This is a genomic window from Mesorhizobium sp. C416B (assembly GCF_030323165.1).
Taxonomy (GTDB): Bacteria; Pseudomonadota; Alphaproteobacteria; order Rhizobiales; family Rhizobiaceae; genus Mesorhizobium.
Genome location: NZ_CP100471.1, coordinates 4,348,465 through 4,373,679, shown reverse-complemented (window position 1 = coordinate 4,373,679; position 25,215 = coordinate 4,348,465). Strand labels below are relative to the sequence as shown.

The window sequence follows — 25,215 nt, the reverse complement described above, 5'->3', positions numbered from 1 at the left end:
ACCCAAGGCAAAACTGGGTCGCTAATCCCTGGTCGCCGCCTGTTGTAACGTCACCAAGCAACGCCGGGAAAGTGTGCAACGGTTTTCCCGGCGCGTTCAATTGTCTTTGATCAGCACGATCTTCGCCGGATCGAAATCGATCCCGACCATCGTCCCTTCCGCCACGGCGGGTGTGACATCAGGCGATGTCGCGAACAGTTCGACCGCCGGATCGCTGATCGCGATCCGGTATTCCATGTGGTCGCCGAGATACGAGCTCTTGACCACCTGGCCCTTCATGGTGCCCGCTGGCTGGCCGGGCAAGATTCGCACGGCATTCGGGCGCACAGCGAGCATCGCCGGTCCCGGAGCGTTACCGCGACCCGGCATGTCGAGCAGCAAGGGTCCGACCTTGACCCTTGCACTGGTCGCATTGCTGGAAACCACCTCGACGTCGAGCAGATTGGCGTCGCCCATGAAGTTGGCGATGAAACGGTTGGTCGGCTCGTTGTAGAGGTCGCGCGGCGTACCGTCCTGGGCGACGCGAGCGGCGTTCATGACGATGATGCGGTCGGAGACGGCGAGCGCCTCTTCCTGGTCATGCGTGACATAGACCATGGTCAGCGCCAGATCTTGCTGCAGGCCGCGGATTTCGTCGCGCACCCGCCGGCGCAGTTTGGCGTCGAGATTGGACAGCGGCTCGTCGAACAGCAGCACCTTCGGCTCCAGCACGATGGCGCGCGCCACCGCGACGCGCTGCTGCTGGCCGCCGGACAACTCGCTCGGCTGGCGCTTCTCGTAGCCGGACAGGCCGACAAGCGACAGCTTTTCGGCGGCGCGCTCGGCTGCCTGCGCCTTGCCAAGCCCCATCGCCCGCAGGCCGTAGCTGACATTCTCCATCACGTTCATATGCGGAAACAGCGCATAGGACTGGAAAACCATGGAGACATCTCGCTCGGCGGCGGACAGCAAGGTGACATCCTTGTCGTCGATCAGGATGCGCCCGGTGCTGGTCTGTTCCAGCCCGGCGATCAGCCTGAGCGTCGTGGTCTTGCCGCAACCCGAGGGCCCGAGCAGCGTCACCAGGCTGGCCGGCGCGATGTCGAAGCTGACATTGTCGACGGCGATCACCGCGCCGTATTTCTTGGTGACGCCCTCGAACCGCACGGCCGGCCTGTCCGTGACAACCGGGGCAGCATTCTTCGCCGTCTGATCCACGCCGCTTCTCCCCATCAGATTGCCGCCACGACGGCTTCCGGACCCGCACGGCGCCGGCCGAGCCGGCGTTCGCCGACCAGCAGCTGGATGCCAATGAGGATGACCATCATGACGACGATCATCACCGCCGAATAGACAATCGCGATGCCGTATTCGCCGACATCTGCGCGCCCGACAATGTAGACCGTGGCAAGGTTGAACCGGCCGCTCGCCAGGAAGATGACGGCGCTGACCGCCGTCACCGCGCGCACGAAACTGTAGATCATCGCGGTCACGATCGCCGGCTTCAGGATCGGCAGGATCACCCGCCGCAAGGTAGCAAAAGACCGCGCCCCAAGCGTCAGCGATGCCTCGTCCAGGCTCTTGTCGATCTGGCCCAGATTGGCGAGCCCGGCACGGATCGCCACTGGCATGTTACGGAAGATGAAGGAGATGACGATGATCAACCCGGTACCGGTCAACTGCACCGGCGGCACGTTGAAGGCAAGGATATAGCTGACGCCGATCACCGTGCCGGGAATGGCGAAACTCATCATGGCCAGGAACTCGAACATGGTACGCCCGGCGAAACGCTGCCGGTCGAGCAGATAGGCCGTCAGGATGCCGAGCGCCGCGGTGAACGGCATCGCCACCAGCGCAAGGCCGATGGTCATCAGCAGCGACGGCCAGGCCGAGCCGCTGAAAAACCAGCCATTGACGCCTTTCTCGATCGAAAAGGCGGTGAGGAAATATTGGAGCGTCGGCGTGTTGTCGCGCCCGATCGATTGCACGAAACCGCCGCCCAGGATGATGCCGTAGACCACGATGGTCAGAACCAGCCACGGAACGACGGCGGCGTAGCAGCCGATCCGCAAGGCCTTGGGCAGCGTCGCCGGTACGCCGCCATCGCCCTTGCCTGCGACGGTGACGTAGCTGCGGCTGCCGATCCAGCGGCGCTGGATGACGAAGGCTGCCAGCGTGAACATCAACAGCACGATCGCCAGCACCGCCGCGCGACCCTGGTCGTGCGCCGCGCCAACCACCGCGAAGAATATATCGGTCGACAGCACGTTGAAATTGCCTCCCAGCACCAGCGGATTGGCGAAATCGGCCATGCTCTCGATGAACGAGATCAGGAAGGCGCTGGCCAGGCCCGGCCGGATCAACGGCCAGGTGACGGTGCGAAACGTCCGCCAGCGGCTGGCGCGCAAGGTCTGCGACGCCTCCTCCATGCTCGGGCTGACCCCTTGCAGCACGCCGACCAAAACCAGGAAGGCGATCGGCGTGAAGGCCAGCACCTGCGCGATGGTGATGCCGGCCATGCCATAGATCCAGCGGCTGCGCGGAATGCCGAGATGCACCGACATGAGGTTGGTGACGATGCCGGCGCGGCCGAACAGCAGGATCAGCGCCAGGCCGATGACGAAGGGCGGCGTGATGATCGGCAGGATGGACAGGCCGCGCAGCAACCATTTGGCCGGCAGCTTGGTGCGTAGCGCGATCAGCGCCAGCGCTAGGCCGAGCGCCGTGCAGAAAAAGCCGACGAGGACTGCGATCGCCACCGTGTTCCACGCCACGCCGCAGGAGCCCTCGCCATAGAGGCAGCGCAGGCTCCATATGTTGGCGCTAAAGATCTTATCGAAGAACAGCGCCGGCACGACATTGCCGTCATTGTCCTTGATGGCCGAGGTGAGGATCGACAGCAGCGGATAGGCGACGAACAGGATCAGCGAAGCAATCACGATTGAGAGCGAGCCGACGACGAAACGGTCGCCCTTGCACCATCCCCGCGCAGCGAGCGCCTCGGCGATGAACATCAGCATCGCCACGGCATAGAGCGCCGCACCCCAGCCGAGCCCCGGCTGTATCGGTCCCGGCGTGCCGGCGACCTGGGTAAGCAAGCCAAATCCCCAGCCCGAATGGATGATGGAAAAGCCTTCGATGGCCAGCCACAGCAGGCCCGCCGCGCCTGCAACCGCCAGGCTCTTGGGGTTGTTGCGCGCCACCAGCCAGCTCGCCAGCAGAAGCGGCAGGATAATCGGCAACAGCCAGGGCCGGCCACCGAGCGCCAGCATGATGGCCGGCGTCGCATCCGCCGGCTGTGCCAGCCAGTCGAACGAAAGGAAGCCGCCTTCGACCTTGTACCAAGGCAAGAGCACGAAGCTCGCCCACGCGGCCATTACCCAGGGGAGCGCGCTGCGTCCAGGAGCGGAACTGACCATGGAACCGGCCGCGGCCATTCAATGTCTTTCTGTTGCCAAAGGACGGTGCGCCAGCTGCCGCGAAGGGCAGCCGGCGATCAGATGCTAGAGTGAGCGCGAAAGAACGCGCTCAGCCGCCATTGCGGACCTCGTCGGTGAACTTCTTCAACAGCCGCTTGCGTTCGGCCGACGAGCCGTATTTGGCGAAGTCGTAGTCGATCAGCTTGATCTTCGAGAGGTCCGGCGCCTCGGGCGGCACCGGCGTGGCGGTGTTCGACGGGATCTGGAAGCTGCCGTTCGGCGCCGCGAGCTTCTGCGCGTCCGGGCTCAGCGCCCAGTCGTAGAATTTCTGCGCCTCTTCGGCATGCTTGGCGCCCGTCACGATGCTCATCGAACCGATCTCGAAGCCGGTGCCTTCGCAAGGCGACACCACCTTCACGGCAGGGTTCTGTTTCGCGGCATTGATCACGTCGTGCTGGAAGGAGATGCCGATCAGCGTCTCGCCCTTGCCGACGGCGAGCGCCGGCGCAGCCCCTGCCTTGGTGTATTCGGCGATGTTCTTGTTGAGCTGCTTGAGATAGTCGAATGCCTTGTCCTCGCCCATCAGCTGGACGATGGTGGCAAGCATGGTCCAGGCCGTGCCCGATGAATTCGGGTCGGCCATCTCGATCTCGCCCTGGAATTCCGGCTTGACCAGATCGGCCCAGCACGCCGGCGCGGTCAGCCCGCGCTGCTTCAGATCTTCCTCATTGTAGCCATAGCCGAGCGCACCGAGATAAATGCCGACCGTGCGGTTCTTCGACCTGTCGGCCTGCTTCAGCGCCCAGTCGCGCAAGTTTGCCAGTTGCGGCGACTTGTATTCCTGGGTGAGGCCCTCTTCCGCCGCCTGCAGATGCGGGTCGCCGGTGCCGCCCCACCAGATATCGGCTTGCGGATTGTCCTTCTCGGCCCGGAGGCGGGCGTAGATTTCGCCGGCGCTCATGCGGGTCATGTCGACGCTGACGCCCGTCTCCTTCTGGTAGGTGGTCGCCATCGCCCGGCACCAGGCCTCGTCGACGGCGCAATACATTGTGAGGCTGCGGTCGGCCGCCTGGGCGGCACCCGCCAATCCGAACATGGCCAGCGCCGCGCCAAGGCCAAGCCAGGCGGCGCGCAAGCCTTGCTTACTGTCAAATGTCTTCATCGATATTCCTCCCTGTCTTCTCACTGGAAACGATCTACCCGTCGTCGAGCGGCACTCCGATCACCTGGGACAATGTCGCCGCGACACCGGGTGCTGCCGCAAGCACGGGATTGCCCTTCGCCATGCCGTCGCCGTCGAGGAACCGGTTCACCCGGCCGCCGGCCTCCTCCACCAGCAGCAATCCGGCCAGGCAGTCCCACGAATTGATGTGCAGCTCGGCATAGGCATCCGAGCGGCCGTCGGCCACATAGGCCAGCCCAAGCGCTCCGGAGCCGGAGCGGCGTACATTGGCGCCGAGCGCCCACACCAGGCTCACCTTGTCGAGATACTCACGGTTCGGAATCCTCGGCGACCAGCCGAACTCCACAAAGGCACGGTCGAACGCTTGCGTCGGCGAAACATGGATCGGCGCGCCATTGCGTGTCGCGCCTTGCCCGCGACGGGCAAAATACGTTTCGCCGATGGCCGGATTGGCAATGCCGCCGATCTCGCTGCGGCCGTCCTCGACGAAAGCTATCGAAATGCAGAAATGCGGAATACCGCGCATGAAATTGGCGGTGCCGTCGATGGGGTCGACGACCCACATGCGGGCAGAGCCGATGCCACCGCCTTCCTCGCCCAAAAACCCGTCCTGCGGAAAAGCGTCTGCCAGCGTCGCGCGGATGTGCTCCTCGACCTTACCGTCGGTTTCAGTGAGAAAATCCTGCGGGCCTTTCATCGCCACCGGCTGGACGGCGCCCTGCCGGGCATAGCCTTCCATCGCCAGTTGCCCGGCCGTGACAAGCAGTTTCCGGCAGACCTCGGCACGCCTGTCCATCTCGGCCTCGGACAGCCGGTCCGCCTTCGGATGCGCCGCCGCCCTGCTCATGCAGCCGGTCCGGACAGTCGCGCCCTCAATGCCGTCTTCGGCGAAATGGACAGGGTATTCCTCCGATGCCACTCTTGAGCCGGCTTGTATTGCACGGCTGTGCAAAGCTGTTGCATTCCGCCATGCCTGTCAAGTGCGGTGGGTGGCAATGGCAGAAGAGTTGCATTACATTGCACGGGCGTGCAAAGAATTACGAAAACAGCAGCGAGAGCGTTCGCTTGACGGTTCCGAGAATCCGCACCGGTTTTTCCAGCGCCCAGCAGGTTGCCGACCTCGCCGGGGTTTCGCGCTCGGCCGTGTCACGTACCTTCACGCCCGGCGCTTCCGTTTCCGGGGAAACCCGCGAGCGGGTGATGCTGGCGGCCGAGCAACTCGGCTATCACGTCAACCATCTGGCTCGCGGCCTGATGCGGGCTTCGACCGGCATCGTCTGCCTCATCGTTGCCGACGGCGACACGCCCTATCATGCCCGCCTGCAGAAGGCGCTGACCCAACATCTGCGGGACGCCGGCAAAATGGCCATGGTGTTCAACACCTCCGGCCCCAGCCACCATGTCGACCAGGCGCTGCGCAACACGCTGAACTATCGCGCCGATGCGAGCATCGTTCTGTCCGGCTCGCCGCCGCAGTTGCTGATCCGCACCTGTCTTGAGAACGGCCAGCGGCTGGTGCTGATCAATCGCGATGACCGCTTCGACGGCCCGCACAATATCGGTGTCGACAACGCTGCAGCCGCAGAGGCAGCGCTGCATGCCTTCATCCGGGCCGGCTGTACCCGCCCCGCTTTGGTGACCTCGGCTGCCGGCACGCCCAGCCTGCTCTCCCGCGAAACCGCCTTCCTTACCGCCGCGCAGAAGGAAGGGCTGGAGGTGACCGTGTGGCGCGAGGGCCGCACCGGCTATGCCACCGGAGCCGATGGCGCCAGGCGACTCTTTTCCGGCCGGCAGCGGCCGGATGCGGCGTTCTGCGTGACCGACCTGATTGCGTGCGGCTTTCTCGATGCGGCCCGCCACGAGTTCGGCATCAACGTACCCCGCGATCTCTGCGTCATCGGCTTTGACGACATTGAACAGGCCGACTGGGCCTCTTACCGGCTGACGACGTTCTCGCCGCCGATCGAGGAGATCGCCAGGCGCGCCGTGCGGCTCGCGACCGGCGCGCGGGAGGAGGCTGGCAGCCGCCTGATCTGCCATGCGCCCATGGTCTGGCGCAGCACGGTGAGGCCGGGCCAGGGCTGATGCGAAACATGTGTCGGTCAAGACGGGAAACGTACTGATGTCCAAGAAAAAGGCCAGGAAGACCCGCCAGGCGGCAAGACCGGTGGAGATAGCTGTAGACCCCGAAATCCGGAGCATGATGCGCAAGTTCGGCCTGACCGAGGAAGAAGCACTGCGCATGATGCGCGAATGCGATGCCACCCTCTATGGCGCCAACTCCGGGCACGTGCAGCCAGGATCTTGACGGCCCGCCAGGCGCGAACGGAATTTTAATGTAAATCAAGCGTAATCCCGACCGTTAAAATGATGCGTATGTGTTGGGGTTGCGCATGCCGGAATATTCTTTCTTCATCCGCTCGATCCGGATCCGCTACATCTCGGGATTGCTCATCTTTGCGCTGGCTTCCACCGCGGTGATGTTTGCGCTCAATCGCGTCAATTCCTTCCGCCACGACATCGACGCGCTGAGCAGCAATCTCGTCGTCTTCACCCGCGACCTGCGCAACGCCTCCAGCTTTGCCGAAACCGCCAGCACGACCTGGCGCACCGAAACCCGTGACGGCCTTGCCGCCGCAGCGCGCGGCCATTCGCAACGCCTGACCAGCGAGATCGAAACACTGTCCGCGGAGTTGGCCGCGATCAAGCCGAGCCTGTCGGCCAAAACGCTGGACGAACTCTCGTCGGCCGCCGTCAACGGCGACCTGTTCTGGTCGTCGCGCGACATCGTGCGCAACTTCAACCTGATGTCGGCGGCGCAACAGACCGACGAATGGAGTTCGCGCGAAATCCTCAACCAGAACGACCTGTTCGTCCAGCCGATGCTGGTGCGTGTGCGTACCGCCATGGATGGCGAACGCCATCTGGCCGACGCCTCCAGCGACAGGCTGCTGTTGTGGGCAAGCGGCCTTCTGTTCGCGGTTCTTGCCATCGTTGCCCTCTGGATCTTCCGGCCGATGGAAAATGCGATTCGCCGCGCCTTCACCGAATCCGCCGCATCCTTGTTCAAGGCCGAAGCGGCCGACCGCGCCAAATCGGAATTCCTGGCCAATATGAGCCATGAGATCCGCACGCCGATGAATGGCGTGCTGGGCATGGCCGAACTGCTCGCCAAGACCGAGCTTAACGCGCGCCAGAAAACCTTCACCGAAGTCATCGTCAAGTCCGGCAATGCGCTGCTCACCATCATCAACGACATCCTCGATTTCTCCAAGATCAATGCCGGTCAGCTGACGCTCGATCCTGCACCCTTCCGGCTTGCCGAAGCGGTCGAGGACGTGGCCACACTGGTGTCGGCGCGCGTCGCCGAAAAGAACCTCGAGCTGATCGTGCGTGTCGACCCGCGCCTGCCTGCCCATGTCGTCGGCGATGCCGGACGGTTCCGTCAGATCGTCACCAATCTGCTCGGCAATGCGGTGAAGTTCACCGAGAAGGGCCATGTGCTGATCGATGTCGGCGGCGAGGTGGTCGACGGCATGGTCCAGCTCAAGGTCCGCGTCGAGGACACAGGCATCGGCATTCCTGCCGAGAAGCTCGAGAACGTGTTCGAGAAATTCGCGCAGGTCGACGGCTCGTCGACGCGCCGCCATGAAGGCACCGGCCTCGGCCTTGCCATCGCCGCCCGCCTCATCGACCTGATGGGCGGCAAGATCGGCGTCGAAAGCGAGATCGGCCGCGGCTCGGTGTTCTGGTTCGCCGTGCCGCTGCCGGCGCATCAGCAGGACACGCGCAACGAGATCGTGCCGGTCGATGTCACCGGCGCCCGCGTGCTGGTCATCGACGACAACCCGGTCAACCGCGAGATCTTGCTGGAGCAGCTCAGAAGCTGGAGCTTCGACTGCGCGGCCGCCGAAAGCGGCGCCGTCGGCCTCGCCTTTCTAGACCGGGCCAGCCAACTCGGTGCTGCGGTCGACTGCATCATCCTCGACTACCAGATGCCCGGCATGAACGGCGCCGATGTCGCCAAGGCGATTTCCGCCGACAGCCGTCTCTCCGCCATCCCGGTGGTGCTGCTGACCTCGGTCGATCAGGTCGATTTCGGCAAGATGGTCATCGATTTCGGCATCGCCGCGCATCTCACCAAGCCGGCGCGCTCGGCCATCCTGCTCGGCACCGTCATCTCGGCCATCCAGAAAGCGCGGGCCCAGATCGGCAAGGCCCAGTTCGTTCGCGAGCCTGTTGTTCCGCAGGCGGCACCCGTGACGCCACCCGCCTTCACCGTCATTCGCGGCCCGGCAATTCCGGCGGCCACAGTGCCTGAATCGATCGCCACGCCAAACGGCCCGATCGATATTCTGATCGCCGAGGACAATGACGTGAACCAGCTGGTGTTCGGCCAAATCCTCAATGGGCTTGGCCTCAGCTACCGCATCGCCAGCAATGGCCGCACGGCCGTTGAGATGTACCGGGCGCTGCGGCCGAAGCTGATCCTCATGGACGTCTCCATGCCGGAGATGAACGGCTACGAGGCGACCCGCGCCATCCGGGCGGCGGAGGCAGCGAGTGGCAATCACACACCAATCATCGGCGTCACCGCGCACGCACTGAAGGGCGACCGCGACAAATGTATCGAGTCCGGAATGGACGACTATCTGCCTAAGCCGGTGTCGCCCGACCGCCTCGGCAGCAAGATCGGCACATGGCTCAGCGAAACGGTCGCGGTAAAGAGGGCTTGATCAAATCGCCGCGTCCAGACGATAGCGGCGCATCCAGTCCAGACTAATCTCGTCCGAGAGCTTGGCGACGCCCGGCTTTACGTCGGCGGCATTCGGCGCCGGAACGCCCAGGGCCTTGCAGATGGATGCCAATGCCGCTGCCGGATCGCCTGACAGGCGCTCATAGCCGATGCGCAGCGGGACGATCCCCTGCTCCGCGAACCAGACGTTCCAGCCCGCGTCATAGGCTTCGAGTTCGGCAAGCTCGCGCTGGATCCGCTTGAAATCGTAGCGGGGTTCCTGCGGCGGTGCGACTCGTTCGATCTCGGTTCCGTCGGGCGCGATGTGCCAAAGCCCGGTCTGCTCGGCCTTGATCAGCGACACCGCCTGCGCCAGCTTGTTTTCGCGCGAAAGATGGATGTAGAGGACCCGCCCGAAGGCCTTTTCAAAGCGTGCTTTGTCCGATGGCAGGTCTGGGTAGATCCGGTCGAGGATTGCCGAGAGTTCATCCAGGTTTTCCCGCATCAGGCGCAAGCCGAAGACGCCCGTTCCGCCCCTTCCCGCGCTGATTGCCGCACCGAGATAGGCGAGGTCGAAATCATGCGCGCTCATCGTCTCGGGATGCGGCAATTTCCACTCTTCGGCCCATTCCGCCTTGTCCTGCCGCCGGTAGAACGAGTGCGGATCGCCGGCTGTTTTCGTCGAGGCCAGAAGGCCGCACAGCAAGGTGCTTCCGGTTCTCGGCGTGCCGCAGATTATGTAGCCGTCACGCATCTCGGGGCTCTGTCGCTTGTCATGGATTGGGCTAACCTCGCCAGGCGCGGTGACACGCGCGCTTCGCGAAGGACTCCAGTCTAGCCGCGCCGGAAGGGATAGAGGAATTGCTGCCAGTATCCGTTCGGAACGGGATGTCCGTGAATGCCGTAGCCGTTCGGCCAGCGCCCTTCGGGCATATGGTGGGTACCGAACAGCCGGTCGAGCAGCGGGAAATGGATGGCGAAGTTTACGTCGATCGCTTCTTTCTCGAGGCCGTGATGCCAGTGGTGGTAACGCGGCGACACCAGCACCTTTTCGACTGGACCGAAACTGGTTCCGATGTTGGAATGGATGAAAGACGAATAGACGTAGACGATCAATATATACGTCTGGATAGCCGATTCATCGAACCCCAGCACGAACATCGGGGTGGCCGTCAGGCTGCGCAGCACGATGATTTCCAGGAAATGCATGCGCGCACCGGCAATCCAGTCCATCGACTTGGCGGAATGGTGCACGGCATGGAACTTCCACAGCCAGGGAATGCGATGAAAGGCCCGATGCACCCAATACTGGGCAAGGTCGGTCAGAAACATCACCGCCAGCAGTTGCACCAGCCACGGCAAGTCGTGGACCCAGGCGCGCACCGAACCAAGGGCGCCCTGCGCATTGACGAAGTTGGACGGCGCCAAGGTCAGGTAGGTCAAAATCTGCACCAGCAGCGATGAGACCAGATAGTAGAACAGGTCCTCGCGCCATTCGTCGCGGAACACGGTCTGATCCTTGTTGCGCGCGAAAAGACGTTCGAGCGGAACGAACAGCACACCCATGAACAGGGCGTTCAGGATGAAGAAATCAAGCCCGAAGAACACCCCTTCGATGTGCAGTTGATGGCGCACCGGAAGCATGCCGACCAGCGACGCCAGCAGCACAGTGAACATCGCTGCCGCGCCGAGCGTCTTTTGCCTGCGCAGAGTCATGCTGAGGATCGCCAGGATATAGCCGGAGATGAGGACGAAATAGAGCACCGGCTTGAAGAACAGCATCTGGTGGATGGGGGCCAGATCCGGCATCGATGTAAGCGACGGGTAGCGCAGCACGATGACCATCAGCAGGGCGGTGACCCCGGCAAGCAAGCCAATCGAGCCGGACAGCCAGCCAGAACCGAACGGCCGTTTGGCGCGCGGCGTTTCAAGTTCACTTACAACGCGTCTAAGGAAATTTGCCACCGCCCCCATGCCCCGCCTTTTTGACGATCGCAAAAGCTCTCGTCGAGATATCGACCTCTTTTGCTACAGCAGGGCTCATTAATATTTAATCGCCACGACCCTGCACATGACGGGTGACTATCGCTTTCGGGCGATTGGAAGAGCTATGATTGCAACAAAAGAACACCGGCCACTATAGTCGGAATCTTTCCTGGATGCGACGGGCGCATTCAAGCGGCGTCAGCCGGCTGGTGTCGACTTCGAGGTCGTAGTCTATGCCGTTGTGGACGCGTCCATATTGCCAGCGCGCCAGGCCAGGCAGCCTGTCGGCGCGCGCGGCCTCGCGCGCTTCCAGCACCTCCAACGGCGCCATGACGCCGACCAGATGCAGATCGAAACCCGACAGCAGCATGCGGTACTCCGCTATCTCGTCATTGAAGACCACGTCGTCGACAATGAGATTGTTGCCTTGCCCGGCCGTGGCGGCGATGGCATGGCGCATGCCGCGCATGGCTCGCGCCGACCGGCCCGCTCCTGATCACCACCGACGGCTTGCCGTCTTCCAGCACGGTCTCAAAGGAAAACCCGTCGGCATGATCCTGCAGCGCCGGCGGCAGCATGTCGATGAAAGCATCCATCTGGACATGCAGGAAGGGCTCGGTGGCGATTGTTTGCAGCGCCCTGGCGATCGAGCTTTTGCCGGCGCTGCCGACGCCATTAAGCAGGACGATTTTGGCCGTCATGTCGCCCCCTATCGGTTGCGCACGACGATACAGGCGCCGCCGACGCTTTGCAGTTTCTGGCAGATGACGTTGGCGGCGGCACGGTCGTCGACACCGATCCTGACGGCGTAGATGCCGCGTCGGCCGATCGGCGTGCGCACCCGGCTGACCACCGGGTCACGACCGGAAAGCAGCGCCGGAAACCGGCTCCTGACCCGCAGCCACTGATTGATCGCAGCTCCCCTGCGGAAATTGCCGGCCACCTGGACGCCCCATGGCTTCACAGTGATCGACGCCATGGCCACGGTTCTCGACATGATCACCGGCAGCTTGCGGCAGGCGACGGCAAAGCTGGTTTTCGCGTCGAGCGGCTCGATCGTTCCGGCGTAGGCGCCGTCGGAGAACTTGTCGGCTGGTTCGCCCATGATGTCGAAGACGTAGCTCTCGGTCTCCATCGGCAGGAAACCGCCGGAATCCAGCCAGCGCGAAACGCGGCTCTCGCCGGCATTGTAGGCAGCCGCCGCCAGGCCGAGATTGCCGAAGCCGGTCTTCATTTCGGCGAGATATTTCGCCGAAGCCGGGATCGCCTGGTCGATGTCGAAAGGATCGGCCAGCCCGCGCATCTTGGCGGTGCCCGGCATGAACTGGGCGATGCCTTCGGCACCGACAGGGCTCACCGCATTGGGGTCGAAGCGGCTTTCTTTCCAGATCAGCCGGGCGAAGTAATCCTTCGGCAGACCGTTCCGCTCGGCATGCGTCTCGATCAGGTCACAGACACGGCCGATCAATCGTTTCGCCGCCGAGCGCGATTGCGGTGGATCGGCGAGCGCCTGTCCGGCACCCAGCCCGCAGAGCAGGATCACACCGGCTTTGAGCAGCCCCCGCATGGCTTATTCGGCCGCAGCCTTGCCGTGCTGGCCAAACCGCTGCTCGATATAGTCGGCAACCATTTTTTCGAAATCGGCGGCGATCGACGGACCGCGCAGCGTCGCCGACTTCTTGCCATCGACGAAGACGGGCGCGGTCGGCGTCTCGCCGGTGCCGGGCAGCGAGATGCCGATATCGGCGTGCTTGGATTCGCCGGGGCCGTTGACGATGCAGCCCATCACCGCGACCTTGAGGTTCTCGACGCCGGGATATTTCTCCCGCCAGACCGGCATGTTCTTGCGCAAATCGGCCTGGATGTTCTGGGCGAGTTCCTGGAACACGGTGGATGTCGTGCGGCCGCAGCCGGGGCAAGCGGCGACGATCGGCACGAACTGACGGAAGCCCATGGTCTGCAGCAGTTCCTGCGAGACCTGCACCTCGCGAGTGCGATCGCCATTCGGCTCCGGCGTCAGCGAGATGCGGATGGTGTCGCCAATGCCTTGCTGCAAGAGGATGCCCATGGCCGCCGACGAGGCGACGATGCCCTTGGAGCCCATGCCGGCTTCGGTGAGGCCAAGATGCAGCGCATGGTTGGAACGCGTGGCAAGCTCGGTATAGACGGCGATCAAATCCTGCACGCCGCTGACCTTGGCCGACAGGATGATCTTTTCGCGGGCGAGGCCGATCTCTTCGGCCATTTCGGCCGACAGGATCGCCGACTGCACGATCGCCTCGCGGGTTACTTCCTGCGCCGTCAGCGGGAAGCCTTGGCGCTGGTTCTCGTCCATCAGCCGGGTGAGCAGTTCCTGATCGAGCGACCCCCAATTGACGCCGATGCGCACCGGCTTGTCATGCCTGATCGCCATTTCGACGATCGCCGCGAACTGGCGGTCTCTCTTGTCCTTGAAGCCGACATTGCCGGGATTGATGCGGTATTTGGCCAGCGCCTCGGCGCAGTCCGGATGGTCGGCCAGCAGCTTGTGGCCGATATAGTGGAAGTCGCCGACCAGCGGCACATTGATGCCGAGCCGCTCGAGCCGTTCGCGGATGCGCGGCACGGCGGCAGCGCTCTCGTCACGATCGACGGTGATGCGCACGATCTCGGAGCCGGCGCGATGCAAAGCCGCAACCTGCGCGACGGTCTGGTCGATATCGGCCGTGTCGGTGTTGGTCATCGACTGCACGACGACCGGCGCGCCGCCGCCGACGACCACGCCGCCGACATCGACGCCGACCGATGTCCGGCGCGCAAAGGGGGAGGAAAAATACCCGGTCATGCCGGCAGCCTCTTGATCACCCGAGCGACATACGTCCACGTCGACGCACGCTCAAACAGCTATCAGCGCATAGCGCTGAGGTTCGGGCATGAGGTGGAGGAGCAAAGATGGCTTGTCAATGGCGACAGACAAGCAGAGCCGCCAAATCGCAGCAGCGCGGCGACCCCACAGACGGGTTTCGCCGGCCAACAGTATCGGAATCAAGTAGCAAAAACAGGCCTCCGGCGGCATGTCGCCACCGGAGCGATAGTCACGCGCCAAGGCGGCGCGTCTAATCCTGGAAGGGCGTCAGTGTCTCGTCGGTTTCGCCTTCAGTTTTTCAATCTCGTCCTTGAGTGCCAGCTTGCGTCGCTTCAGATTCACGATTTCGAGGTCGTCGACCGATGGATGGTTCATCGCATCGTCGATCTCGCGTTCGATATCACCGTGTTTCCGCTGCAACTCATCAAGATGGGATGCAAGAGACATGATTGGTTCTCCCTTTCATGGTTTCCTCGATTGCAGCCGTCAAAGGCACGTCCACCGCAGGTCGCATCTGTGACGGCACCATGACAGTCTGCCACCATCCGGCTGCGATGTCGAATGCTGCGTGGTAGCATTCCACGACAATGTGATATGTGATATTGGCTGCGCGCCGGCGGCAATTGATGCCGCCCCCGCCCAATCATGCCCATTGCCGGGCGCCGCAGACATGCAGACGGTAGAGAATGTCCGACCAGGAAAAGGCCGATGTCCGCCTCGAATTTTCCCGCCTGAAGCAGGAGCATGCCGATTTCGACGCGGCCATCAATGCGATGATCGCCATGGGCTGCGACCCCTTGCAGATCCAGCGCATGAAGAAGAAGAAGCTTTTCCTCAAGGACCGGCTGATGGCGCTGGAAGACAAGATCATTCCGGACATCATCGCTTAGCCGACGGCCTCGGGGCCTAACTGCTCACCCCGCTATCGACAGCCGCGCCGCGCGATGGCGCAGCAACGTCAGCAATTCGTCGGTCTTCTCCGCTGAAGTGTCGATCGGCACCACCAGGCACAGCGTCGCCTCGACCTTGCCGGCGGCCGCGAAGACAGGGGCGGCCAGGCATTTGGTGTAGGCGTCGACCAGCCCCGAAGTGATGCAATAGCCGGTCGTTCTGGCCGTCGCGATATCGGCAATGAAGTCGTCGAACTGCAGCCTGCGGCCGTCGGGCAGCAAAAGGTCGTCTTCCGAGACCATGTCCTGGATGGCGGCCCTTTCCAATCCGGCCAGAAGCAGCCGCCCCGATGCCGTCCATGGCAGCGGGATCTGTAAGCCAGTGGCCGAGCTGATGCGGAACGGCCTGGTGCCGGGGCTGGAATGGACGATGGTATAGCGCCCGCTTTGCAGCATGCACAATTCGGAGGTCTCGCCGGTCTCGCGCGACAGATTGTCGACCTCCTGCCGGCCCCGCCTAAGCAGGTCGTTGCCCCTGACATAGTCCATCCCATAGAGGTAGAGCTTCTTGCCGAAATAGACCCGGTTGCCGTCGCCCTCCATCTCCAGGAGACCCGCATCGACCAGCGAACGCACCAGCGTATAGGTGGTGGAGCGCGGCGCATTCACCCCCTTGGCGAGATCGCCAATGCCGATGGCGCGCTGCGTAACATGCAGGAAGTCCAGGATCTCCAGCACCCGGTTGAGGCCCTTCTCGCGCGAGCCGGAGGTCTTGTCGGGCGTCGGGCTCTCGGCTGGACCAAGCTCCGCCCGATCCGTGAGTCCATTGCTGTCTTGCATAACTGATTCCTGATGTTAGTATCTGTCTTGTATAGGATACATGTGTCTATTGTAAGAGACAATTCAAGTCGGCGACACGTGTGTCTGTAAGGGGAACTCAAACAACAGGAGGTCGCAGTGAACGACGCATCCAAGCGAGATTTTCTGAAACTGGGCATGGCCGGGCTTGCAACGGCGGGCGTGATGACCGCTGTCAGCGCCGAAAAGGCGGCGGCACAAGCCGCATCCGACAGCGTTCTGCGCACCGCGCTTGACCGCGGCAAGCTGATCGTCGGCACCGGCAGCACCAACGCGCCATGGCATTTCGAAAACGATGCCGGCGAGCTGGTCGGCATGGACATCACCATGGGCCGCATCCTGGCCAAGGGTCTGTTCGACGATCCGAGCAAGGTCGAGTTCGTCATGCAAGATCCGGCGCAGCGCATCCCCAATGTCACCACCAACAAGGTCGACATTACCATCCAGTTCATGACCATGACCGCGCAGCGCTCGCAGCTGATCCACTTCTCCAGGCCATACTATGTCGAGGGCGTCGCCCTGCTGACGCTGCCGACCGCGGAAAACAAGACCTTCGACAAGCTGCTCGCCGGCGGTTCGGCGACGCGCATCTCGATCCTGCAGAATGTCGACGCCGAAAGCTCGGTCCATTACGCCCTGCCGGAGGCGCAGGTGCTGCAGATCGACACCCAGGCCAATGTGCTGCAGGCACTGGAATCGAAACGCGCCGATGCCGCCGCTGTCGATCTTTCAACCGTGCGCTGGCTGGCCTCGCGCAACCCCGACAAATATTTCGATGCCGGCAAGAGCTGGTACTCGATGCTCTACGGCGCGGCGGTCAGGCAGGGCGACCTGGACTGGCTGACCTTCGTCAACCAGACCTTCACCATCGCCATGTTCGGCCATGAGACCGCACTCTACGACGCCGCCTTCAAGGACTATTTCGGCCAAGAGCCGCCGGCCCGCCATCCGGGTTTCCCGGTTGTCTGACAAGCGCTGGCGGAAGGGTTAGCCCTTCCGCCTTCTAGTTCGCATCCCCTTGGTTATTGCGGGAGACGCATGGGCTATACGCTCAACTTCAACCTGATCTGGCGGCATTTCGACAAGCTGTGGGGCGGCCTTCTGCTCAGCCTCGAGCTTGCCGTGATTTCGATTGCCATCGGCGTCGTCATCGGCCTGATGCTGGCGGTCTGGTATGTCTCGGCCGGACGCGTGGTGCGCGCCATCATTGCGGCTTACGTCGAATTCATCCGCAACGTGCCGCTGATCCTGCTCGTCTATCTCGTCTTCTACGGCCTGCCGACGGTGATCGACGTCGCCTACGACGCGCCGACCTCGTTCGTGCTGACGCTGTCGGTCTATAGCGGCGCCTATCTGGTCGAGGTGTTCCGCTCCGGCCTGGAAGCCGTGCCGCGCGGCCAGCTCGATGCCGGCAAAGCCATCGGCCTGACGCCCTGGCAGCGGCTGGTTCATGTGCGCCTGCCGACCATGCTGCGCATCACGCTGCCGGCGCTGTCCAACACCTTCATCTCGCTGTTCAAGGACACGTCGATCGCCTCGGTGATCTCGGTGCCCGAGCTCACCTTCGGCGCCCAGTGGATCAACTTCAACACCTTCCGCATCGTCGAGGTCTATCTGGTGACGACGGCGATGTATCTGGTGACCGGTTACACCCTGCTGTTCGGACTGCGGCTGGTCGAACGCCGGTTCAGGGCTGCGCGCTGACATGCTGAGCCAGATCCTCTACGCCGTACCGTTCCTCGCCCAGGGCTTCGCCATCACTTTGTGGGTGTCGCTGCTGGTCGTGGTGCTGTCGCTGATTGCCGGCGTCGCGCTCGGCGTCGGCCTGGTCTACGGCCCGGCGCCGCTGCGCTGGGCCGTGCGCATCTTCTCCGACACCATCCGCGGCATCCCGATCCTGGTGCTGATGTTCTTCGTCTATTACGGCCTGCCGGCCATCGGCCTGCATCTGCAATCCTTCTCGGCGGCGGTGCTGGCGCTGACCTTGTTCAAGACGGCGCAGGTCATTGAGTATCTCCGGGGCGCCGTCGGCTCTATTCCCAAGGGCCAGTCAGAAGCGGCGATGGCCATTGGGCTGACTTTTCGCCAGCGGCTCACCTACGTCATCTTTCCGCAGGCCTTCCGGCGCTTCCTGCCGCCCTGGATCAACGGCGTCACCGATGCGGTCAAGGGCAGCGCCCTGGTCTCGCTGCTCGGCATCACCGACCTGATGCAGGCGATCAACCAGGTCATCGGCCGCACCTATGAGGCGATGCCGCTCTACATCCTCGGCGCCTTGATCTATTTCGCCGTCAACTATGCGCTTTCCTACGCCAGCCGGCGGCTGGAACGGCGCTTTGCCTTCATCCGGGACTAGCACGATGGCCACAAGCTCGAACGACAATGCTGCCCTTCTCGACATTGCCGGGGTCTCGAAAGCCTTTGGTTCGGTCGAGGTGCTTCGCTCGGTCAGCCTCAAGGTGGACAGGGGCGAGGTGGTCACCGTCATCGGCCCTTCCGGCAGCGGCAAGACCACCCTGCTGCGCTGCGTCAACTTTCTCGAAAGCTACGACTCAGGCTCGATCCGAATCGACGGCAAGGAGGTCGGTTTTCGTGAGGCCGGCGCGCGCCAGCGGCGCAGCGAGCGCGACCTTGCCAATATGCGCGCCGAAACCGGCATGGTGTTCCAGAGCTTCAACCTGTTTCCGCACCTCACCGCCGCCGGCAACATCATGCTCGGCCTCACCAAGGTGCGCGGCAAGAGCAAGGCCGAGGCGCGCCAGATCGCCGAGCATTGGCTGAGCCGCGTCGGCCTGGCCCACAAGGCCGACAGCCTGCCGGCGGAACTCTCCGGGGGCCAGCAGCAGCGCGTCGGCATAGCGCGGGCAGTCGGCATGGAGCCGAAGATCCTGCTGCTCGACGAGATCACCTCCGCGCTCGATCCCGAATTGGTCGGCGAGGTGCTGGCCGTTGTGCGCAGCCTGGCCGAAGACGGCATGACCATGGTGATGGTCACGCACGAGATGGCCTTCGCCCGCGACGCTTCGAGCCGCATTGTCTTCATGGCCGATGGCGTTGTCAGCGCTGTTGGCCCGCCGAAGGAGATCCTTGCCGAAGAGACCACCAATGAGCGCCTCCGCTCTTTCCTGGCGCGCTTCCGCGCCTCCCATTTCTGACATGGGCGGCCCAAAGCAATTCCAGGAGAAGTGTAAGCGGTTTTCCCGGGAAAAGCGCGAAGCGCTTTCCCCTGGGAATTGCGTAAAACAACAGGCCGGCCCAAGGAGAATTCTTCCATGACGCCTTACATCCGGCTCGCCGAACTCGGCCTGACGCTGCCCGAGCCGCCGACACCGATCGCCAATTTCGTCACCCATGCGGAAAGCGGCCGGCTGATCTTTCTTTCGGGTCAAGGGCCGCTGCGCGCCGACGGCACGCTGTGCACCGGCAAGGTCGGCGAGGACGTCACCGTCGAGCAGGCCTATGAGCATGCCCGCCTCACCGGCCTCAACCTGCTCGCCGTCATGCACGCCGCCGCCGGCGATCTCGGCCGCATCGTGCGCGTCGTCAAATTGCTCGGCTTCGTCAATGCGACGCCGACCTTCAGCGACCACCCGAAAGTGGTCAATGGCTGCTCGGACCTGTTCGCCAGCGTCTTCGACAAGATCGGCGGCCATGCCCGCTCGGCGATCGGGGTCGGCTCGCTGCCTGGAAACATCACCGTCGAAATCGAAGCGGTCGTCGAGATCGCCGCCTGACAGTCAAGGGATTGCTGAACATGAAAACCTATTCCGACACCGGCTCCAACACCACGATCCGCGAACGACTGGGACTGAGGCCGATCATCAACGTCTCCGGCACGATGACGACGCTCGGCGCCTCGATCATCGTTCCCGAGGCGATCAGCGCCATGGCCGAGATCGCCTCGCAGTGGGTGGAGATGGACGATCTGCAGCGCGCCGCAAGCGTGATCACCGCCCGCCTCACCGGCGGCGAGGCCGGCTTCATCACCGCCTGCTGCGCCTCAGGCATCACAATGGCGATCGCCGGGGCGATGACCGGCACCAATTTGCTGGCGATCGAACGGCTGCCCGACGACACCGAAGGCCTGAAGTCCGAAGTCGTCATCCAGCTTGGCCATATCGTCAATTACGGCGCGCCGATCGACCAGTCGATCCGCGTCGCCGGCGCCAAGGTCATTTCAGCCGGTACCGTCAGCGTCACCCAGGATTATCACGTGCGCGAGGCGATCAATGAGCGCACGGCGGCGGCGCTCTACGTCGTGGCGCACCACACCGTGCAATACGGCATGCTTTCCCTGGAGGAATTCTGCGATATCTGCCACGCCAGGGGCGTGCCGGTGATCGTCGATGCGGCTTCCGAATATGACCTGCGCAGCTTCCTGGCGCGCGGCGCCGACATCGTCGTCTACAGCGGCCACAAATTCCTTTCGGGGCCGACCAGCGGAATCGTCGCCGGCCGCAGGGATCTCGTCCGCGCCGCCTATCTGCAAAACCGCGGCGTCGCCCGCGCCATGAAGGTCGGCAAGGAAAGCATCGCCGGCACCATGGCGGCGCTCGAAGCCTGGGAAAAGCGCGACCATGCCGGCATCCGCCGACGCGAGGAAGCGGCGCTCAATCTATGGAGGGATTCGCTGCAGGGAATACCCGGCATCGTCGCAAACATCATTCCCGACCCGACCGCCAATCCGCTCGACCGGCTGCAGATCTTCGTCTCCCCCGAAAGCCGCTTCAGTGCCGCCGGCCTCGCCTCGGCATTGGCGGCCGGATCGCCGCCCATCATCGTGCGCAATCACGAGGTCGAGCGTGGCCATTTCTTCCTCGACCCCTGCAATCTGCACCCAGGCGAGGCCGAGATCGTCGCCGAACGCCTCCGCGCCGTGCTCACCGCGGCCGACAGGCCGGCGGATGCGATGAGACAGCCGCGAAAGGATTCATCCGGCGCCCTGCGCTGGCCGGACTAGGCTGCGGCAGCCGCCATCCTTGCGGGCCAGCCCGAATTCCGCTAAGGCGCGCCTTTACCGCCGGGAGCATGCGCTTGACCGACCACCGCGCCGACGTCGCCATCATCATGGGCAGCCAGTCCGACTGGGCGACGATGCGCCACGCCGCCGAAACGCTGGAGGCGCTGGGCATTCCGCACAAGCGGCTGATCGTCTCCGCCCACCGCACCCCGGACCGCCTCTATGATTTCGCCAAGGGCGCCAAGGCGGCCGGCTTCAAGGTGATCATCGCCGGCGCCGGCGGCGCCGCCCACCTGCCCGGCATGACGGCGGCGATGACGCCGCTGCCGGTGTTCGGCGTACCGGTCGAATCGAAGGCGCTGTCAGGCCAGGATTCGCTGCTCTCCATCGTTCAGATGCCGGCCGGCATTCCGGTCGGCACGCTTGCCATCGGCAAGGCGGGTGCGGCCAACGCCGCCCTTCTGGCGGCCGCCGTGCTGGCGCTGAACGACGAAGAACTTGCCGCCCGCCTGGATGCCTGGCGCACCGCCCAAACCGCCAGGGTCGCCACCGAACCGACGGATGCGCCGTGAGCCTGCCCGCGGGATCGAGCATCGGCATCATCGGCGGCGGCCAGCTCGGCCGCATGCTGGCTGTTGCCGCAGCGCGCCTCGGCTACCGCACAATTATCCTCGAACCGCAGGCCGATTGCCCGGCGGCTCAAGTCGCCAACCGCCAGATCACCGCCGCCTATGACGATGCGGACGCCCTTGCCGAACTGGCGGCAGTCAGCGCCGTCGTCACCTACGAATTCGAGAATGTGCCGGTGGCGGCCGCCGGCGCTCTTGCTTCCAAGGTCCCGGTTTATCCGCCGCCGCGAGCGCTGGAAGTTGCCCAGGATAGGGTGGCGGAGAAGCTATTCCTGAACGGCATCGGCATCAGGACAGCGGATTTCCGCTCCGTCGACAATGACGACGAGCTGACGGCGGCGCTGAGAGAGTTCGGTGGCAGCGGCATCTTGAAAACCCGCCGCATGGGCTATGACGGCAAGGGCCAGCGCGTCTTCCGCAACATGGAGACGGGCGGCTTTGCCGGCACATGCGAGACCATGGGCAATGTGCCGCTGATCCTCGAATCCTTCGTCGCTTTCGAGCGCGAAATCTCGGTCATCGCCGCGCGCGGGTTGGACGGCGCGGTCGCCGCCTACGATCCGGCTGAGAACGTCCACCGCGACGGCATCCTGCATACCTCGACCCTGCCGGCCCAGATCAGGCTGGAGACGGCGGCGACGGCACAGGGGTCGGCAGCGAAAATCCTGGCGGCCCTCGACTATGTCGGCGTCATCGGCGTCGAGTTCTTCGTTCTTGCCGATGGCACGCTGCTGGCCAACGAAATGGCGCCGCGCGTGCACAATTCCGGCCACTGGACGGAAGCCGCCGGCATCGTTTCGCAGTTCGAGCAGCATATCCGCGCCATTGCCGGCCTGCCGCTGGGCAACCCTGGCCGGCATTCAAACTGCATCATGGAAAACCTGATCGGCGACGATGTGCTGCGCGTACCCGCTTTGCTCGCCGAGCCCGATCTGATGCTGCATCTCTACGGCAAGGCGGAAGCGCGCCCAGGCCGCAAGATGGGCCATTTCACGCGCATCAGCCGCCGTAGCTAAGCCATTCCGGCACTTTGCGCGAGGGCGTGGCTCGAGCCCTATTGCAGCTCGTCGTTCAGATCCCCGTCTTCGTCGGGGCTGGCGCAACTCGCATCGCCTTCCCTACAATTGGCGCCCGCGGTGAGCTGTTTGATGCGCTGGTCCGTCAGTTCGGTCAGGCATTGTGAAACCTCCATCGGATGGATGGAGCCGCCCTCGCTGTCTGTCGTCGTGTAGGCGCATTCGGCGTCGCGGAAGGCGATCCAGGCGCGTTGCGCGACCTGCAGCAGCTTCCTGCCCTTGTCGTCGTTGCGACCGACGAGATCCTTGTAGGCCTGGTTGAGCTTGGCATCGGCGGCCCGATAGTCCTCGCCGGCGCAGATGTTCATCATCTGCTGGCTGTCGTCGTTGCGGTCGCATTCCTGCGCCTGCGCGATGGAGGCGGCTGCCATAACGGCAAGGCTCGCGGACACAAACAACAGGCGCATAGAGGTCTCCAAATCGGCTTGCGGGTGCCGCACCATTCCAGCCCGCCTTCGGCCGCGCAATGGCGTGGAGCCGAGATGGCGGATATTTGATGGCCAAAGCCATTCTCGGCCTCTATCCAGCACGCTTGCGGTTGACACGGGCAAGGCTCCTCGTTTATGAGCCACCGCAAGTTCAAAGGCGCGCTTTTCAGGCGCGCCTTAATAATTCGGCCCGGACAGGGCCCAGACCGACGGGCAAGACCATGAAGATCAAGAATTCGCTCAAGGCGCTGAAGGCGCGTCACCGCGACAACCAGCTGGTTCGCCGCAAGGGCCGCGTCTACATCATCAACAAGACCGCTCCACGCTACAAGGCGCGCCAGGGCTGAGTGTTCGGCCGGAGGCTCGTTGCCTCCGTCCATACGATGGTAATTGCCTGGTTTCAGGCACTTTCACGCTAATTTCAGTTTGACGATCCGCCGTCCGGGGTTAGATTCCGGCGATGCGGATTCTTTTTGCATTTTTGGCGACCCTGTTTCTTTTCGGCGTCGCTCCGGCGTCGGCGGACGATCCGCCGGCAAAGCCGCCGGTTGCCCTGACCAGGGAAGCCAGGCTCGACCAACTGTTTGCCGAGCTGAAGCGCGAGCGCAACGAAAAGGCGGCCGAGCGCATCGCCGGGCGCATCTGGGGCGAATGGTTCCAGTCCGGCAGCGCCTCGATCGACCTGATGATGCAATGGTCGCAAAAGGCGATGGACGACCAGAAGTTCGACGTCGCCCTCGACTTCCTCGACCAGGTCGTCGTCCTGCAGCCAAAATATGCCGAAGGCTGGAACCGGCGCGCCACCGTGCATTACATGATGAAGAATTTCGGGAAGTCGATGTCCGACATCGACCAGACGCTGCAGCTGGAACCACGCCATTTCGGCGCGCTTTCCGGCCTGGCCCAGATCATGGCCGCCACCGGCCACAAGCAATCGGCGCTGGAAGCCTGGCAGAAGGTGCTTACCATCTATCCGATGATGCGCAGCGCCCAGGACCAGGTCGCGGCAATTTCGGAAGAGCTTGCCGGCGAAGGAATTTGATTAGGCAGTAGGAATTAGGGATTAGGGATTAGTGAGTAGTCAGTAGAGAAGATTGGTCGAGACGCCACCTCCCTACTCCCTAGAACTTATCCCCCTCCACCCCCGTATCTCCGCGCATGAACCTCATTTACGCCGCCTGTGCTTTGCTCCTCGCGCTCGTCTTTGCCCTGGCCGGTGTCACCCGGGCCGGCGCGTGGCTGATCGAGTGGCGCAACCCGCCGGCCGGCGAATTTGCCGACATCGACGGCACCCGCATCCACTATGTCCACGTGCCGGCTCCGCAAAATGCAGAGCTGCCGGCCATCGTCTTCATCCACGGCGCCAGCGCCAATCTCAGGGATCAGATGCTGCCGATCAGGCCTTTGCTCGAAGGCCGCGCCGAGATGGTTTTCCTCGACCGGCCGGGCTTCGGCTGGTCGGCACGCGGCCCCGGCAACAATGAGAGCCCGTCGGCGCAGGCCGACACCATCGCCAGCCTGATGGACCGTCTCGGCATCCACAATGCGATCATCGTCGGCCATTCGTTTGGCGGCGTGATCACCGCCGCCTTTGGCCGCGAACACCCGGAGAAGACGCTCGGGCTGGTCTTTCTGTCGCCGGTCAGCCACCCCTGGCCGGGCGGCGCGACCGCCTGGTACTACAAGCTGACCGCCACCCCCATCATCGGCTGGCTGTTCTCGGAGACATTGACCTATCCGGCAGGCACGCTGCAGATGGACGGCGCCACGGCCTGCGTGTTTTCTCCCAACAAGGTGCCGGAAGGCTATGTCGGCAATGCCTCGATTCCGCTGGTGCTGCGTCCCGGCGCTTTCCGCGCCAACGCCATCGATGTCGCCGGCCTCTACGACTATACGCTGAAGGCCGCGCCGCATTACCGCGACATCACAGCGCCGACCATCGTCATCTCGGGCGACCGCGACAAGGTGGTCTATGCCTCGATCCATTCGGTCGGCCTGGTCAGGGACATCCCCGGCGCCGAACTGATCTGGGTCCACAATCTCGGCCACAAGCCGGATTGGATCGCCTCCGACCTCGTCGTCGGCGCGATCGAGAAAGTCGCCGGCAAGGTCGTCGACCTGCAGGCAATGGCAAAAACCGTGGAAGCACGCATCGCCGGCGATGCGTACAACGATGCACAGTGCCCCGACATTACGGTGCCCGACGCGCAACTCGCCCCGACGTGAC

Annotated in this window: 28 protein-coding genes; 15 read left to right on the top strand and 13 right to left on the bottom strand. The window is 63.6% G+C overall.

Going from position 1 to position 25,215, the window contains the following annotated elements:
* Window positions 1–96: 96 nt before the first annotated feature.
* The 4 genes from NLY43_RS21325 to NLY43_RS21310 form a co-directional block, all read right to left on the bottom strand.
* Entirely contained in the window at window positions 97–1,197 is a 1,101-nt protein-coding gene (locus tag NLY43_RS21325) for an ABC transporter ATP-binding protein (RefSeq protein ID WP_023711639.1), read from the bottom strand.
* Between the two features lie 14 nt (window positions 1,198–1,211).
* Window positions 1,212–3,416 (bottom strand): ABC transporter permease, encoded by a 2,205-nt coding sequence (locus NLY43_RS21320; RefSeq protein WP_245267878.1) that lies wholly within the window; start codon window positions 3,414–3,416, stop codon window positions 1,212–1,214.
* Between the two features lie 91 nt (window positions 3,417–3,507).
* Complete coding sequence (locus NLY43_RS21315; protein ID WP_023711637.1) at window positions 3,508–4,533, bottom strand: ABC transporter substrate-binding protein; 1,026 nt, start codon at window positions 4,531–4,533, stop codon at window positions 3,508–3,510.
* Window positions 4,534–4,594: 61 nt separating this feature from the next.
* Complete coding sequence (locus NLY43_RS21310) at window positions 4,595–5,428, bottom strand: inositol monophosphatase family protein (RefSeq protein ID WP_031198040.1); 834 nt, start codon at window positions 5,426–5,428, stop codon at window positions 4,595–4,597.
* Between the two features lie 218 nt (window positions 5,429–5,646).
* On the opposite strand from NLY43_RS21310, the gene NLY43_RS21305 reads away from it, so the two are divergent.
* The 3 genes from NLY43_RS21305 (at window position 5,647) to NLY43_RS21295 (ending at window position 9,317) form a co-directional block, all read left to right on the top strand.
* Window positions 5,647–6,666, top strand: coding sequence for a LacI family DNA-binding transcriptional regulator (locus tag NLY43_RS21305; RefSeq protein WP_031195645.1), 1,020 nt, complete (start codon window positions 5,647–5,649; stop codon window positions 6,664–6,666).
* A 37-nt stretch (window positions 6,667–6,703) separates the two neighbouring features.
* The gene (locus NLY43_RS21300; protein WP_023711635.1) at window positions 6,704–6,889 is read left to right on the top strand and encodes a hypothetical protein; all 186 of its coding nucleotides are present in this window, start codon (window positions 6,704–6,706) and stop codon (window positions 6,887–6,889) included.
* An 85-nt stretch (window positions 6,890–6,974) separates the two neighbouring features.
* A complete protein-coding gene (locus NLY43_RS21295; RefSeq protein WP_023711634.1) occupies window positions 6,975–9,317 on the top strand; it encodes a response regulator in 2,343 nt (780 codons plus the stop codon).
* On the opposite strand, the gene NLY43_RS21290 is transcribed toward NLY43_RS21295, so the two are convergent.
* The 7 genes from NLY43_RS21290 to NLY43_RS21260 form a co-directional block, all read right to left on the bottom strand.
* Window positions 9,318–10,070, bottom strand: coding sequence for a Stf0 family sulfotransferase (locus NLY43_RS21290; protein ID WP_023711633.1), 753 nt, complete (start codon window positions 10,068–10,070; stop codon window positions 9,318–9,320).
* 80 nt (window positions 10,071–10,150) lie between these two features.
* Window positions 10,151–11,290, bottom strand: coding sequence for a sterol desaturase family protein (locus NLY43_RS21285; protein WP_198020049.1), 1,140 nt, complete (start codon window positions 11,288–11,290; stop codon window positions 10,151–10,153).
* 163 nt (window positions 11,291–11,453) lie between these two features.
* A complete protein-coding gene (locus NLY43_RS21280; RefSeq protein ID WP_280800294.1) occupies window positions 11,454–11,771 on the bottom strand; it encodes a phosphotransferase-like protein in 318 nt (105 codons plus the stop codon).
* On the bottom strand, window positions 11,692–12,003 hold the full coding sequence (locus NLY43_RS21275; RefSeq protein WP_280800295.1) for a phosphotransferase-like protein: 312 nt from the start codon (window positions 12,001–12,003) through the stop codon (window positions 11,692–11,694). Before NLY43_RS21275 ends, NLY43_RS21280 begins: the two co-directional genes overlap by 80 nt.
* Before the next feature lie 8 nt (window positions 12,004–12,011).
* On the bottom strand, window positions 12,012–12,869 hold the full coding sequence (locus NLY43_RS21270; RefSeq protein ID WP_023711632.1) for a lytic transglycosylase domain-containing protein: 858 nt from the start codon (window positions 12,867–12,869) through the stop codon (window positions 12,012–12,014).
* A 3-nt stretch (window positions 12,870–12,872) separates the two neighbouring features.
* Entirely contained in the window at window positions 12,873–14,126 is a 1,254-nt protein-coding gene (gene ispG / locus NLY43_RS21265) for a flavodoxin-dependent (E)-4-hydroxy-3-methylbut-2-enyl-diphosphate synthase (protein WP_023684023.1), read from the bottom strand.
* Window positions 14,127–14,414: 288 nt separating this feature from the next.
* On the bottom strand, window positions 14,415–14,594 hold the full coding sequence (locus tag NLY43_RS21260; RefSeq protein WP_023684024.1) for a YdcH family protein: 180 nt from the start codon (window positions 14,592–14,594) through the stop codon (window positions 14,415–14,417).
* A 239-nt stretch (window positions 14,595–14,833) separates the two neighbouring features.
* Between NLY43_RS21260 and NLY43_RS21255 the strand changes: the two genes are divergently transcribed.
* Window positions 14,834–15,037, top strand: coding sequence for a YdcH family protein (locus tag NLY43_RS21255; protein ID WP_023673103.1), 204 nt, complete (start codon window positions 14,834–14,836; stop codon window positions 15,035–15,037).
* Between the two features lie 24 nt (window positions 15,038–15,061).
* Here the strand turns inward: NLY43_RS21255 and NLY43_RS21250 are convergent, their stop codons facing one another.
* A complete protein-coding gene (locus NLY43_RS21250) occupies window positions 15,062–15,877 on the bottom strand; it encodes an IclR family transcriptional regulator (RefSeq protein WP_023711631.1) in 816 nt (271 codons plus the stop codon).
* 156 nt (window positions 15,878–16,033) lie between these two features.
* Here NLY43_RS21250 and NLY43_RS21245 point away from each other — a divergent pair, with 156 nt between their 5' ends.
* From NLY43_RS21245 to NLY43_RS21210, 8 genes are all read left to right on the top strand, one after another.
* Window positions 16,034–16,864, top strand: a complete 831-nt coding sequence (locus NLY43_RS21245; protein ID WP_023673105.1) for a transporter substrate-binding protein — start codon at window positions 16,034–16,036, stop codon at window positions 16,862–16,864.
* 69 nt (window positions 16,865–16,933) lie between these two features.
* Entirely contained in the window at window positions 16,934–17,599 is a 666-nt protein-coding gene (locus NLY43_RS21240) for an amino acid ABC transporter permease (protein ID WP_023673106.1), read from the top strand.
* A gap of 1 nt (window position 17,600) precedes the next feature.
* Window positions 17,601–18,251, top strand: a complete 651-nt coding sequence (locus tag NLY43_RS21235) for an amino acid ABC transporter permease (RefSeq protein ID WP_023684027.1) — start codon at window positions 17,601–17,603, stop codon at window positions 18,249–18,251.
* A gap of 4 nt (window positions 18,252–18,255) precedes the next feature.
* Window positions 18,256–19,050, top strand: a complete 795-nt coding sequence (locus tag NLY43_RS21230) for an amino acid ABC transporter ATP-binding protein (protein WP_023711630.1) — start codon at window positions 18,256–18,258, stop codon at window positions 19,048–19,050.
* A gap of 117 nt (window positions 19,051–19,167) precedes the next feature.
* Window positions 19,168–19,629 carry a RidA family protein gene (locus NLY43_RS21225; protein WP_023673109.1) on the top strand — a complete coding sequence of 154 codons (462 nt, stop codon included), beginning with the start codon at window positions 19,168–19,170 and terminating at the stop codon, window positions 19,627–19,629.
* Window positions 19,630–19,649: 20 nt separating this feature from the next.
* On the top strand, window positions 19,650–20,855 hold the full coding sequence (locus tag NLY43_RS21220; protein ID WP_031199372.1) for an aminotransferase class V-fold PLP-dependent enzyme: 1,206 nt from the start codon (window positions 19,650–19,652) through the stop codon (window positions 20,853–20,855).
* Between the two features lie 74 nt (window positions 20,856–20,929).
* Window positions 20,930–21,427: a 5-(carboxyamino)imidazole ribonucleotide mutase gene (gene purE, locus NLY43_RS21215; RefSeq protein ID WP_023684029.1), complete on the top strand. Its 498-nt coding sequence runs from the start codon at window positions 20,930–20,932 to the stop codon at window positions 21,425–21,427.
* Window positions 21,424–22,500, top strand: a complete 1,077-nt coding sequence (locus tag NLY43_RS21210; protein WP_023684030.1) for a 5-(carboxyamino)imidazole ribonucleotide synthase — start codon at window positions 21,424–21,426, stop codon at window positions 22,498–22,500. Before purE ends, NLY43_RS21210 begins: the two co-directional genes overlap by 4 nt.
* A gap of 38 nt (window positions 22,501–22,538) precedes the next feature.
* On the opposite strand, the gene NLY43_RS21205 is transcribed toward NLY43_RS21210, so the two are convergent.
* The gene (locus NLY43_RS21205; protein WP_023684031.1) at window positions 22,539–22,967 is read right to left on the bottom strand and encodes a lysozyme inhibitor LprI family protein; all 429 of its coding nucleotides are present in this window, start codon (window positions 22,965–22,967) and stop codon (window positions 22,539–22,541) included.
* Window positions 22,968–23,209: 242 nt separating this feature from the next.
* Between NLY43_RS21205 and ykgO the strand changes: the two genes are divergently transcribed.
* From ykgO to NLY43_RS21190, 3 genes are all read left to right on the top strand, one after another.
* Window positions 23,210–23,335, top strand: coding sequence for a type B 50S ribosomal protein L36 (gene ykgO, locus NLY43_RS21200; protein WP_006327841.1), 126 nt, complete (start codon window positions 23,210–23,212; stop codon window positions 23,333–23,335).
* A gap of 113 nt (window positions 23,336–23,448) precedes the next feature.
* Entirely contained in the window at window positions 23,449–24,030 is a 582-nt protein-coding gene (locus NLY43_RS21195; RefSeq protein WP_023711628.1) for a tetratricopeptide repeat protein, read from the top strand.
* A gap of 116 nt (window positions 24,031–24,146) precedes the next feature.
* The gene (locus NLY43_RS21190; RefSeq protein ID WP_023711627.1) at window positions 24,147–25,214 is read left to right on the top strand and encodes an alpha/beta fold hydrolase; all 1,068 of its coding nucleotides are present in this window, start codon (window positions 24,147–24,149) and stop codon (window positions 25,212–25,214) included.
* Window position 25,215 lies beyond the last annotated feature (1 nt).

Excerpts from the sequence above, each read along its gene's own strand:
- NLY43_RS21250 (WP_023711631.1), bottom strand. The coding sequence starts at position 15,877 with ATGCAAGACAGCAATGGACTCACGGATCGGGCGGAGCTTGGTCCAGCC.
- NLY43_RS21240 (WP_023673106.1), top strand. The coding sequence starts at position 16,934 with ATGGGCTATACGCTCAACTTCAACCTGATCTGGCGGCATTTCGACAAG.
- NLY43_RS21220 (WP_031199372.1), top strand. The coding sequence starts at position 19,650 with ATGAAAACCTATTCCGACACCGGCTCCAACACCACGATCCGCGAACGA.
- NLY43_RS21190 (WP_023711627.1), top strand. The coding sequence starts at position 24,147 with ATGAACCTCATTTACGCCGCCTGTGCTTTGCTCCTCGCGCTCGTCTTT.
- ykgO (WP_006327841.1), top strand. The coding sequence starts at position 23,210 with ATGAAGATCAAGAATTCGCTCAAGGCGCTGAAGGCGCGTCACCGCGAC.
- NLY43_RS21310 (WP_031198040.1), bottom strand. The coding sequence starts at position 5,428 with ATGAGCAGGGCGGCGGCGCATCCGAAGGCGGACCGGCTGTCCGAGGCC.
- NLY43_RS21280 (WP_280800294.1), bottom strand. The coding sequence starts at position 11,771 with ATGCGCGGCATGCGCCATGCCATCGCCGCCACGGCCGGGCAAGGCAAC.
- NLY43_RS21295 (WP_023711634.1), top strand. The coding sequence starts at position 6,975 with ATGCCGGAATATTCTTTCTTCATCCGCTCGATCCGGATCCGCTACATC.
- NLY43_RS21260 (WP_023684024.1), bottom strand. The coding sequence starts at position 14,594 with ATGTCTCTTGCATCCCATCTTGATGAGTTGCAGCGGAAACACGGTGAT.
- NLY43_RS21285 (WP_198020049.1), bottom strand. The coding sequence starts at position 11,290 with ATGGGGGCGGTGGCAAATTTCCTTAGACGCGTTGTAAGTGAACTTGAA.
- NLY43_RS21245 (WP_023673105.1), top strand. The coding sequence starts at position 16,034 with ATGGCCGGGCTTGCAACGGCGGGCGTGATGACCGCTGTCAGCGCCGAA.
- NLY43_RS21275 (WP_280800295.1), bottom strand. The coding sequence starts at position 12,003 with ATGACGGCCAAAATCGTCCTGCTTAATGGCGTCGGCAGCGCCGGCAAA.
- NLY43_RS21320 (WP_245267878.1), bottom strand. The coding sequence starts at position 3,416 with ATGGCCGCGGCCGGTTCCATGGTCAGTTCCGCTCCTGGACGCAGCGCG.
- NLY43_RS21230 (WP_023711630.1), top strand. The coding sequence starts at position 18,256 with ATGGCCACAAGCTCGAACGACAATGCTGCCCTTCTCGACATTGCCGGG.
- NLY43_RS21235 (WP_023684027.1), top strand. The coding sequence starts at position 17,601 with ATGCTGAGCCAGATCCTCTACGCCGTACCGTTCCTCGCCCAGGGCTTC.
- NLY43_RS21225 (WP_023673109.1), top strand. The coding sequence starts at position 19,168 with ATGACGCCTTACATCCGGCTCGCCGAACTCGGCCTGACGCTGCCCGAG.
- NLY43_RS21290 (WP_023711633.1), bottom strand. The coding sequence starts at position 10,070 with ATGCGTGACGGCTACATAATCTGCGGCACGCCGAGAACCGGAAGCACC.
- ispG (WP_023684023.1), bottom strand. The coding sequence starts at position 14,126 with ATGACCGGGTATTTTTCCTCCCCCTTTGCGCGCCGGACATCGGTCGGC.
- NLY43_RS21270 (WP_023711632.1), bottom strand. The coding sequence starts at position 12,869 with ATGCGGGGGCTGCTCAAAGCCGGTGTGATCCTGCTCTGCGGGCTGGGT.
- NLY43_RS21205 (WP_023684031.1), bottom strand. The coding sequence starts at position 22,967 with ATGCGCCTGTTGTTTGTGTCCGCGAGCCTTGCCGTTATGGCAGCCGCC.
- NLY43_RS21255 (WP_023673103.1), top strand. The coding sequence starts at position 14,834 with ATGTCCGACCAGGAAAAGGCCGATGTCCGCCTCGAATTTTCCCGCCTG.
- NLY43_RS21195 (WP_023711628.1), top strand. The coding sequence starts at position 23,449 with ATGCGGATTCTTTTTGCATTTTTGGCGACCCTGTTTCTTTTCGGCGTC.
- NLY43_RS21300 (WP_023711635.1), top strand. The coding sequence starts at position 6,704 with ATGTCCAAGAAAAAGGCCAGGAAGACCCGCCAGGCGGCAAGACCGGTG.